The organism is bacterium, assembly GCA_019695305.1.
Lineage (GTDB): Bacteria > UBA10199 > UBA10199 > UBA10199 > JAIBAG01 > JAIBAG01.
In genome coordinates this window covers 109,006-120,541 of the sequence record JAIBAG010000007.1, presented here as the reverse complement: position 1 = coordinate 120,541, position 11,536 = coordinate 109,006, and the positions used below count along the sequence as shown (strand labels likewise).

The following is an 11,536-nucleotide window of genomic DNA, read 5'->3' as shown; positions in this document are numbered from 1 at the left end:
AAAAGGATATTCTTCTCGTCGAACATCGTCTCAACCATAGACCGAGAAAATGTTTAGACTTTTATACTCCTGCGGAAATACTCAAAAAATTACGTAGTGGTGCACTTCCACCTTGAACGTACCCTCCCTTATTCATTTTAAATCATGCTGTTTCACTATGATTCAGGTGATTTATTCTTAAATAATTGATTTTATTTATTTTTTTAGATGTAGGGCTTTCACTTACAAATCTCCGTCATTTGGCACTGACATTGCTTAAGCATAAAGCACATATGGAAAAGCTTTTAACCATTGCTGAGGTGGCGGCCCGATTAAGTTTAACACCTCAAACGATCTATAAAAAAATTAAGGAAGGCACACTGCCTGCCGTACGCGTGGGTTCTCAATGGCGCGTTCCTGAAGACAAAATAACAAGCTGGCTTGATTCTCAAAAAAACTTACTCACAAACGAAGATTCCTATCAATCACACAAAATAACAACCGTTTTAGCCGTTGATGATGATCCCATCATGCACAGTCTGGTAACCGATTTATTACAGCCCTTAGGTATTAATGTGTTGAGCGCTAACAATGTAACAAGCGCTGTTGAAATCGCGAAAAAGCATGGGAAAGAAATTGATGTCGTTATTTTAGACGTAATCATGCCTGACGAAAACGGCTTTACCGCTTTTTATGAAATGAGAAAAAACGGCCTTAAAGCTCCGGTTATTTTTTCTACCGCTTTTGCCGATAGTGATGAATTTAAAAAAATTCGTGAAACAGAAGAAGTATCAGTGGTGCACAAACCTTTTAAAAAGGGAGAACTCTTAGAAGCGTTGGCTGAAACTATTAGCCCGGACCGATAAAGGGTTAAGCACTAAAGGAGATGTTATGGGAGAAATGGACGAATTACTAAAAGAATTTTTGATGGAATCTACCGAAAACCTCGATCGTTTAGATCGTGATTTCGTGGTTTTAGAACAAGATCCCACCAATAGAGAACTTTTGTCTTCCATTTTTAGAGCCGTTCACACCATTAAAGGCACCTGCGGTTTTTTAGGTTTTGGTAATTTGGAAAAAGTAACGCACGTGGGCGAAAACCTTTTGGGTAAATTGCGCGATGGAAAAATTCAGCTCAATGCACCTCGCACCAGCGCCCTTCTCTCTCTTGTAGATGCTATTCGCGCCATGTTGGGCAATATTGAACAAACACAAAGTGACGGCAATGCCGATCACAGTGAACTTATTACCTTATTAACACAGTTACAAACTGATGATGGAGCGGCTTTAGCCCCCGCAGCCAGTGCACCTGCGCCAGCGCCGGAACAAAAGCAGGAAGCCGCACCTCAAGAAACAGCCCCTGCAGCTCCACAACCCGAAGCACCAGCTCCCGAAGTAAAAACAGAAGCTGCTGCAAGCGTTCAAGCTGTAGCCGCAAAAGCAGCCCCTGCTCCCGCCGAAGCATCTCATGGCGTGAGTGTGGCCGATACCGCTATTCGTGTAGATGTGAGCTTGCTTGATAAATTAATGAACCTTGTTGGCGAACTGGTTTTATCGCGCAATCAAATTGTTCAGTTCATGTCGAAACAGGAAGATTCCAATTTAGTGAGCGTATCGCAACGACTTAATCTCATAACATCGGAATTACAGGAAGGCGTGATGAAAACGCGTATGCAACCCATCGGTAACGTCTGGAGCAAATTTCCGCGCGTGGTACGCGATTTGGCCGCCAGCTGCGGAAAAAAGGTACGCCTGGAAATGATTGGTAAAGAAACTGAACTGGATAAAACGCTGATTGAAGCCATGAAAGATCCGCTCACACACATTGTACGCAACTCGGTAGACCATGGCATTGAAAGCCCGGATAAACGCAAAGCTGCCGGAAAAAATGAAGAAGGTGTTTTAAGCTTAAAAGCCTATCACGAAGGTGGTCAGGTTATTATTGAAATTGTGGACGATGGGGGTGGAATTCATCCCGATAAAATTAAAGACAAAGCTATTTCTAAAGGACTTATTACGCCCGAACAAGCTGCTAAAATGGGCGAACGTGAAATTTTAAGCCTCATCTTTTTGCCCGGTTTTTCTACGGCCGAAAAAGTAACCAATGTATCGGGCCGTGGTGTAGGTATGGATGTGGTACGCACTAACATTGAGCGCATTGGTGGCGTGATTGATATTCAAAGCAAACCAGGTCAAGGCACAACCTTACGTATCAAAGTACCTCTCACACTGGCTATTATTCCCGCCCTTCTTGTTACCTGCGGTGGCAATCGCTACGCCATCCCTCAAGCCAATCTTTTGGAACTGGTGGGATTAAATGATGAAGAAGCAAAAACCAAAATTGAAACGTTTCAGGGCGTACCTGTTTACCGCTTACGCGGCAAGCTGTTGCCCATTGTTTATTTAAACCAAACATTAAAAGCCGAAGCTAAACGTGGCCACACACTTAATATTGTGGTGCTGCAAGCCGACGGACAATCGTTTGGGCTGGTTGTAGACGAAGTGCGCGACACACAAGAAATTGTGGTTAAACCTTTGGGCAAACAATTAAAAGATTTATCGGTCTTTGCCGGCGCCACCATTATGGGCGATGGCTGCGTAGCTCTTATTTTGGATATTGTGAACATTGCCAAAGTATCGTCCATTCTTGATAAATCGCGCACCAAAGCTTTTGATGAAGCTCATCATGAAGCTAGTGCTCATGGCAACTACTCCGAAGCTGTTCTTTTATTCCGTGGACCTGATGATGGTCGTATGGCTATTCCTCTTTCAACGGTCTCTCGTTTGGAAGAATTTCCCATCGCTTCAGTTGAAGTATCGGGCAGTACCGAGGTGATTCAGTATCGCGGAAAAATTATGCCGTTAGTCCGTGTTTCATCGGTCATTGATGAAAGAAGAAGCCATCCTCGTAATGATCGCCCTCAAGATTTATCTCCCATGGGAAAAAATCTGCAGGTTGTTGTGTATGCCAAAGGTGATTTTGTAATCGGCTTTGTGGTCGATAAAATTTTGGACATTGTTTACCAGGAAGTAAAACTGGAAAACACCGGTAGCCGTGATGGCGTGATGGGCACCATGGTTATTCATAGTCGCATTACCGAAGTGTTGGATATTGAAGAACTGGTTAAATTGGCCCTGCCTAAAATTGCCGCCAAACATCAACCAAAAACCGAAGAAAGGGCAAACGTATGAGCACTAAACAATTTTGCACTTTTACCTTAGATGGCCACCATTTTGGTGTGGATGTTGAAAAAGTTCAGGAAGTCATCCGCTACCAGGAAATGACTTTTATTCCCTTGGCCAATTCCATCATTACAGGCCTCATCAACTTGCGCGGCCATATTGTAACCGCCATGGATTTACGCCGCAGATTGGGAATGAACGACCGCGGCGAAAACGAAAAATTGCCAACAAATGTAGTGATTAGAAGCGAAGACAGCCCGGTTAGCTTACTGGTGGATGAAATTGGCGATATTATGGAATTGGAAGACGAAACGTTTGAAGCCCCCCCCGCTACTTTGCAAGGCAGCGTAAAAGAACTCATTAGTGGTGCTTACAAATTAAAAGACAAACTGTTGCTTATTTTAAAAGTGGACGAAACTTTGGAGTTAACTGGAAAAAAAGAAGAAATGGAGGCCACCGCTTAATTTATTCGCCACGGCACATATCAACATTGCGGGTATGCGTATAGCACTTACCGCGATGAGCTTCGGCCGATTTAGGGCCAAGCAAAGCCAGGGCAAATAAAGAACAAGCGAAGGATAAAACCATGAACTTTTTCATAACACAATCTCCTAAAAGCGTTATCGGCAATAGCGCCAAAAAGTTGCTTGTATTGGCTATCTTTTTTGGCCTTACTGCGCTCCTAAGCCCTACCCTGTCAAGAGCCGAGGAATTAGCCGAAAAACAAACATTTTTTACCCAAGACACCCTTACCGGAAACTGGGGCGGCCTGCGCGATGATTTATCCGATAAAGGCTTTGATTTTGAATTTATATATACCGGCGATGTTTTTGGAAACATCAGTGGCGGTATCGACAAAAAAGCTGTTTATTTAGGCGCTCTCGACATGACCCTGTCGATTGATACTGAAAAACTTTTTAAATGGAAAGGCGGCCAGTTCTTCTTTTACGGAACCGCTCTTCATGGTGGCAGCCCCAGCCTTCATTCTGGCGATGGCCAAGGGGTGAGCAACATCGATGCTTTAGATGCTGGCTACTTGATGGAAGCCTGGTTTCAACAAAAGCTTTTTGACGATAAATTTTCATTCTTGGTGGGCTTGTACGATTTAAATTCCGAATTTGATGCCATCGACACTGCAGGTCTTTTTATTAATTCCTCTCCAGGCATGGGTCCCGATTTTTCTCAAAGCGGATTAAATGGTCCATCGGCATGGCCTGCTACTTCGCTTGCTTTACGTTTATACTACGCCCCCATTCCACAGGTTTATATTCAAACCGCCTTTTTGGATGGTGTTCCACAAGATCCTAACCATCCCTTCAGCACTCAAATTCAATTTGATGATGGTGACGGATTCTTAAGCGCTACCGAAATTGGTTATTTGCCGGCTGAAGGTAAAGAAGATGCTCGTTATGGGAAAGTTGCCATCGGCGGCTGGATCTATACCGAAAAATTTGATGATTTGGTGGATACTGATAGCTTGGGCAATCCCGAAAGACGTTCGAGCTTTGGTTTTTATGCCTTGGGTGAATATCAGATATATCGCGAAGCCGATGACCATGAACAAGGTTTAAAAATTTACGGCCGTTTTGGCTACGCAACACCCACTGTTCACCAATTTAATTATTATTTGGGTGCCGGTGCCGTTTATACAGGTTTAATCCCTAAACGCGACAGTGATCAATTGGGATTAAACGTATCCACCGCCATTAATGGCAGCAAATATAAACGTGCTCAACGTTTAGCAGCTGCACCCGTTAAAAGTACCGAAGTGAATATTGAGCTAACTTATAAGGCACAAATTACACCGTGGTTAGCAGTACAACCCGATGTTCAATATATTATTAATCCAGGTACATCCAATGTGGGGCATGCGCTTCAGGTGGGTGGCCGTTTTGAAATAGTTTTTTAATTTATAATCTACGAGGAGAGAGAGGGCATTATGAAAAACATACTTAATAAATTAACAGTAGGCAAAAAACTAAATGCGTTAACGTTTATGTTTTTAGCCTTTATTTTTGCCGTAGGCGGCCTGGGTTATTATTCAACAGCCACTGTTGAAAAAAGCCTGGAAAATGTTGCCGAAGTGCAAATGAAGGCACTTCAAAACATGACATTGGCCGACATGATGCATGATGGTTTAAGAGCCGTTGTTTACAGAACGATGGTGGCAGCCGATACCCATGATGCCGAAGGGCAAAAGGAAGCAGTACAGGAAAACAAGGAATTTGCTGAAAACTTTCAAAAATATTTGAATGAAACGGATGCTCTTCCACTTGCTCAAAACATTAAAGACGCTATTAATAATGTACGTCCCGACTTGGAAAATTATATTAAATCGGCAGAGCACATTGTTAATACTGCTGTTAATAGCGGCTACGAAGCAGCACAACCAGAATTACCGGCATTTAATAAATCCTTTTCTGCGCTTGAAGAAAGTATGGGTGCATTGGGTGAACTTATAGAAACACAAGCCTTAAAATCGGTTGATGAAGCTAAAAGCGAAGGGAAAAGCCTCGATTGGCTTGTTGGTGGTCTCGTATTAATTTGCTCTCTTTTAGGCTTTGGAATCGCATCGAAAATTGCCTCCTCCATTACAAAACCCGTAAAAGAAAGCTTACTTGTTATGGAAAAGCTGGCCGAAGGCGATTTTAACCAAAAAGTAATGGTTCACTCCTCCGATGAAATTGGTCTCATGGGCAACGCTATCAACAAAACAATCGAAGCTCTTCATACAAAAGTAGAAGCTATTCGTAACGTTGTGAAAATAGCTGCTAATGGTGATTTAACCGATAATGTAGCTATTACCGGTGAAGATCCCATGGGTCAAATTGCCGACTCTGTAAATGCCCTACTCCAGAATTTTAGAATAAGTTTAAGCAATGTGGGACAAAACGTAGCCACATTAGGTATCACGTCACAGGGCTTACTATCTGAAAATGACAGAATGACAAACTCGTTTAGTGAAGCTTCTGTTCAATCGAACTCGGTGGCTACCGCTGCCGAACAAATTGACGGCAATATCCAGGTAATTGCCTCTTCTATGGAAGAAATGGGCGCTACTGTAAAAGAGATTGCCAAAAACACATCCGAAGCCGCCAAATTAACAGGTTCGGCTGTGACCACCTTACAAAATGCCGACACCACTATTACACAACTGGGTCAGGCCAGCAGTGAAATTGGAGAAGTGGTAAAAGTAATTACCTCCATTGCCGAACAAACCAATCTCCTAGCTTTAAATGCCACCATCGAAGCCGCCCGTGCGGGTGAAGCCGGAAAGGGTTTTGCCGTGGTTGCTAACGAAGTAAAAGAACTAGCCAAGCAAACAGCTAATGCTACCGAAGAAATTGGTCAAAAAATATCGATGATCAAATCTTCGAGTGAAGCCGCCGTTAGTTCGGTTCAAGAAATTAGAGCTGTTATTGGTAAAGTAAATGACATTACCAGCATCATTGCCAGTGCCGTAGAAGAGCAAACCGTAACCACAAACGAAATTAGCCGTAACATGAGTGGTGCAGCTAGTGGCAGTACCGAAATTGTAAAAAACATCAAGGGTATTGCCGAAACAAACAATATGGCTACTACCGGTGCTGTTAATGGGAAAAGAACAGCCGGCGAATTGAATGAGATTTCTCAGTATCTGAAAGGTTTACTTGCAAAATTCAGAGTAGATAAAGACACCAGCAATACAAATCGTATTGTATGGACAAGAGGGTTAGCCACTAACGATGCTGAAATTGATCGTCAGCACAAAGAACTCTTTGATCGTATTGATGGTTTGTATCAAGCGTTAAATAATGGCGCAAGTACACAAGAAACAGAAAAAGCCTTTGATCATGTTGAAAGTTACTGTGTGGAACATTTGGGCTACGAACAACGCCAGATGGAATCTGAAGGTTATCCAGATTATCCTGCCCACAAAGCACAGCATGATATTTTTATGAAAAAATGGGCAGAATTGCGCCAGGAGTTTAAAGCTCAGGGAGCAAACTTAACTTTTACTATCCGTGTACGCCGTCATGTGGTGGATTGGTTTATCAATCACATTAAAACAGTGGATGTAAAACTAGGCACATGGCTTGCCGAAAGAGGAATTAAAGAACACCATGCTTAATTGGCATAATAAATAGGAGAAACTCTATGAACACGTTAATCAATAACATGAAAATTAAAGCCAAGCTTTTCAGCCTGGCTGGAATCTTCGTTGCCGCACTGATTGGGTATGGAGTTTTTGCCTACTCAACCATGCAAACCGTTCAGGTAAACGGACCTTTGTACAAACAAATTGTACAGGGCAAAGATCTCATTGCCGATATTTTACCTCCTCCGGAATATATTATTGAGTCGTACATGACGGCTCTTGAAATGACTTATGCCACAAGCAATGAAGAAAAAACGGCCCTCATCGACAAAATGGCTACTCTCAAAAAGGATTTCGATACGCGTCACGAGTATTGGAAAGGCGATTTGGATGAAGGGAAAATGAAAGATACTCTTCTTAACGATTCATTTACACCGGCTATTGCATTCTTTGATTTAGTCGACGCTGAACTCATCCCTGCTGTTAAGGCCGGCGATAATGCCAAAGCATCATCTATTGTACTTGAAAAAATGAAACCTTTGTACCTTCAGCACCGTGAAGCCATCAATAATGTTGTAACCATGAGCACCGAGCGTAATACTCAGGTTGAGACTCATGCCAACAGCCTTATTGCCTCACGCACTGTTATTATGATTGGTGCCGTGTTTTGTATTTTGGGTTTAATCGCTTTTGCTTCTTCTCTTATTACCAAACAAATTGGACATGGCATTAGCCTTATGCTGGGTGCCTTAGATAAACTTTCTAAAGGTGATTTTAATCAGAAAATTGACCTTCATACCCAAGACGAAATGGGCCAAATGGCTACTGCTTTTAACACTACTCTTAAAGGTTTAAATGAAAAAGTAACCTTAATCCGCAACGCGGTTAAAAAAGCCGAACAAGGAAATTTGTGTGTTAAAATTAATTTAGAAGGTGAAGACCCCATGGCTCAAATTGCTCAGTCGATCAATAATTTACTGGGTAGCATGAAAGCAAGCCTGGGTTATGTAGGGCAAAATATTGCTACTTTAGGTAATACTTCACACGAATTATTATCGGGCAGCGACACAATGAAAAATACGTTTAACGAAGCCTCTATCCAATCCAACTCGGTGGCCGGTGCTGCCGAACAGATTGATGGTAATATTCAGGTGATTGCTTCTTCCATGGAAGAAATGGGTGCCACTGTTAAAGAAATTGCCAAAAACACAAGTGAAGCGGCTAAACTTACCAGTTCGGCTGTAAACACTTTAAGTGGTGCCGATACAACCATTGGTCAGTTAGGACAAGCCAGCCTTGAAATTGGTGAAGTGGTAAAAGTAATTACCTCTATTGCCGAACAAACTAATTTGTTAGCCTTAAATGCTACCATCGAAGCGGCCCGTGCCGGTGAAGCCGGTAAGGGTTTTGCCGTAGTTGCTAACGAGGTAAAGGAATTGGCTAAACAAACAGCCAGTGCAACCGAAGAAATTGGACAAAAAATTTCCCTTATTAAGTCTACCAGTGAAGCGGCCGTAAGCGCTGTACAGGAAATTAAGGATGTAATTTCCAAAGTAAACGACATCACAAGCGTGATTGCCAGTGCTGTTGAAGAACAAACGGTGACAACTAATGAGATTAGCCGTAACATGAGTGGAGCAGCAAGCGGCAGTACCGAGATTGTTAAAAACATCAAAGGCATTGCCGAAACAAATATTCATGCCACCAAAGGTGCCGAACACAACGAACAAATGGCCAATCGTTTAAATGGCCTGTCCTCGGAACTTAAAGCTCTCATAGGTAAATTTACCTTTGAAGATCGTGGTGACGCAACATTGCAGTAAATTTGGGCTATCAAAAAGCCTAAGGGGGATTTATGCGAGCAATTGTTATTGACGATTCACGCACCATGCGTGTGATGCTTTCCAGGATTTTAAAAGAATTTAATTTTGAAATTTTGGAAGCTGGTCATGGTCAGGAAGCCCTAGACTGCTTGGCTAAAAATGGTCCGGTAGATTTAGCTCTTGTAGACTGGAACATGCCAGTAATGAATGGGCTTGAGTTCATTAAATCTGTTCGCCAAATTCCAGAACACGAAAAAATGTGGATTATGATGGTAACCACCGAAACTGAAATGGACAACATGGTAAAAGCCATGGTGGCCGGTGCTAACGAGTACGTGATGAAACCATTTACACGCGATATTATTGTAGGCAAACTGGAGTTGATGGGTTTAATACCTCCCCCACCTGCTCCTGCTCAGGCTTAAATAATAAAAAATACATGCAAGCCACAACCGATAAAATACGCGTGCTCATAGTTGATGATTCGGCCATCGTCCGAAAACTCTTATCCGAAATTTTAGGCGCCGATCCCAAAATTGAAATTGTGGGACTTGCTGCAAACGGCAAAATTGGTGTTCAGATGTTTGAAAATTTAAAGCCCGATTTAGTAACCATGGACATTGAAATGCCCGAAATGACAGGCCTTGAAGCTTTATCTAAAATTCGTGAAACAGATAAAAGAACACCTGTTCTCATGTTTAGCTCGCTCACACAGCGCGGTGCTGCCGATACTTTAGATGCCCTGGGTCGTGGCGCTACCGATTATGTTACTAAACCCACCAACGAAGCCGGTGGTTTAAATGCCGCCAAAGAATGGATTAGAGATCAAGTGTTAGCTAAAATTCACGCTTTGGGTGCACGCACAAAACTTTTTAATATGGCTTCCAAGGCCCCTACTACACCGAGCGTCACAACTTTAGCTTCTTCAGCCTCAAAGCCTAATGCTTTATTTAAAGTAACTAATCGTGTTGAAATTGTAACTATTGGTATTTCAACGGGTGGACCAAATGCTTTAATGGAACTTATTCCCAAAATTCCAGCCGGCTTTCCCGTTCCCATTGTGATTGTACAACATATGCCTGCCTCGTTTACAAAATTTTTAGCAGATCGCTTAAACACTACATCTCCTCTTAATGTTCGCGAAGCTGGAAATGACAAACCTGTTTTAAAAGCTGGTGATGTTTGGATTGCACCAGGTGGATTTCATATGGTTTTAGAAAAGGATGGTGCACTTGTACGACTTGCCCTCAATGATGAAGCTCCAGAAAATTCATGCCGCCCTGCTGTGGATGTTTTATTTCGTTCGGTATCACAAATCTACGGTAAAGGAACTTTGGGCTTAGTCATGACAGGAATGGGCTACGACGGGCTTAAAGGAAGTGAAGTGATTGTTAAAAATGGCGGCCAGGTATTTACGCAAGATGAAGCCAGTAGCGTAGTATGGGGAATGCCTGGAGCTGTAACCAATGCCGGACTATCAAGCCGGGTATTACCATTAAAAGATATTGCAAAAGCAATTATTGAGACCGTTGGCGAACAACGCATCGGTTTTACCTATGAACAGCGACAGCTTTGAGTATATTAAAAAATTTGTGGGTGAAACGGCCGCCATTATGGTGGAACCCGGCAAGGAGTATTTTGTTGAAAACCGTCTCATGCCAGTAGTACGTGCCGAAGGGATGCAAACCATTGAGCAGCTGGTTAATCTCATGCAAAACCGCCCATTTGGAACGATACACCATAAAGTGGTAGATGCCATGACTACAAACGAAACCCTCTTTTTTAGAGACATCTACCCGTTTGAGTCACTCAAAAAAATTATTATTCCAGAGCTCATTCAAAAAAGAGCCAATGAAAAAGCACTTAACATCTGGTGTGGAGCATCATCCAGCGGACAAGAACCCTACTCACTGGCTCTTCTCCTACGTGAAACATTTCCTCAATTAAAAGACTGGCGCATCACATTTATTGCGAGCGACATTTCGGACAGCATGCTTGAACGTTGCAAAGCCGGCGTCTACACACAACTTGAAGTTAACCGCGGCTTGCCTGCCATATATTTGGCAAAGTATTTTGAAAAAAGTGGCCCCGACTGGAAATTAAAGGACGATATAAAAAAGATGGTGGATTTTAAAAAAATCAACCTGGTGGGCAACTGGCCACTTATGCCCAAAATGGATATTGTCTTAGTAAGAAATGTTCTCATTTATTTTGATGTGGATGTTAAAAAGGCCATACTAAAAAAAGTACGTGAGCTCATGAAACCGGATGGCTATTTCTTTTTGGGTGGTGGAGAAACCACGCTTATGTTAGATGATAACTTTGATCGTTTAAATTTAGACAGGGTTAGTTGTTATACTATCAAGTCGTCCGTTTAACTGACACACTTGACTTGTTAGTACTACAGGACCGCAGGCTAGCCCTGGTGGGCTATCTGTTAAATAACGGTCCTGTTAGTAAAATAAAGGGGGCA

General features: G+C 42.5%; 9 protein-coding genes. All 9 read left to right on the top strand.

Annotated elements, in window-relative coordinates; genetic code table 11:
• The first annotated feature begins 272 nt into the window (after positions 1-272).
• Complete coding sequence (locus tag K1X76_05435) at positions 273-845, top strand: response regulator (GenBank protein ID MBX7148508.1); 573 nt, start codon at positions 273-275, stop codon at positions 843-845.
• Positions 846-870: 25 nt separating this feature from the next.
• The gene (locus K1X76_05430) at positions 871-3,171 is read left to right on the top strand and encodes a chemotaxis protein CheA (GenBank protein MBX7148507.1); all 2,301 of its coding nucleotides are present in this window, start codon (positions 871-873) and stop codon (positions 3,169-3,171) included.
• Entirely contained in the window at positions 3,168-3,626 is a 459-nt protein-coding gene (locus K1X76_05425; protein ID MBX7148506.1) for a chemotaxis protein CheW, read from the top strand. Before K1X76_05430 ends, K1X76_05425 begins: the two co-directional genes overlap by 4 nt.
• Before the next feature lie 122 nt (positions 3,627-3,748).
• Positions 3,749-5,071, top strand: coding sequence for a carbohydrate porin (locus tag K1X76_05420; GenBank protein MBX7148505.1), 1,323 nt, complete (start codon positions 3,749-3,751; stop codon positions 5,069-5,071).
• 30 nt (positions 5,072-5,101) lie between these two features.
• Positions 5,102-7,273, top strand: coding sequence for a bacteriohemerythrin (locus K1X76_05415; GenBank protein ID MBX7148504.1), 2,172 nt, complete (start codon positions 5,102-5,104; stop codon positions 7,271-7,273).
• A gap of 26 nt (positions 7,274-7,299) precedes the next feature.
• A complete protein-coding gene (locus tag K1X76_05410) occupies positions 7,300-9,063 on the top strand; it encodes a HAMP domain-containing protein (protein MBX7148503.1) in 1,764 nt (587 codons plus the stop codon).
• Positions 9,064-9,095: 32 nt separating this feature from the next.
• A complete protein-coding gene (locus K1X76_05405) occupies positions 9,096-9,488 on the top strand; it encodes a response regulator (protein ID MBX7148502.1) in 393 nt (130 codons plus the stop codon).
• Positions 9,489-9,502: 14 nt separating this feature from the next.
• The gene (locus tag K1X76_05400) at positions 9,503-10,639 is read left to right on the top strand and encodes a chemotaxis response regulator protein-glutamate methylesterase (GenBank protein ID MBX7148501.1); all 1,137 of its coding nucleotides are present in this window, start codon (positions 9,503-9,505) and stop codon (positions 10,637-10,639) included.
• Positions 10,620-11,441 carry a protein-glutamate O-methyltransferase CheR gene (locus K1X76_05395; protein ID MBX7148500.1) on the top strand — a complete coding sequence of 274 codons (822 nt, stop codon included), beginning with the start codon at positions 10,620-10,622 and terminating at the stop codon, positions 11,439-11,441. The genes K1X76_05400 and K1X76_05395 overlap by 20 nt, the downstream gene beginning before the upstream one ends.
• Positions 11,442-11,536 lie beyond the last annotated feature (95 nt).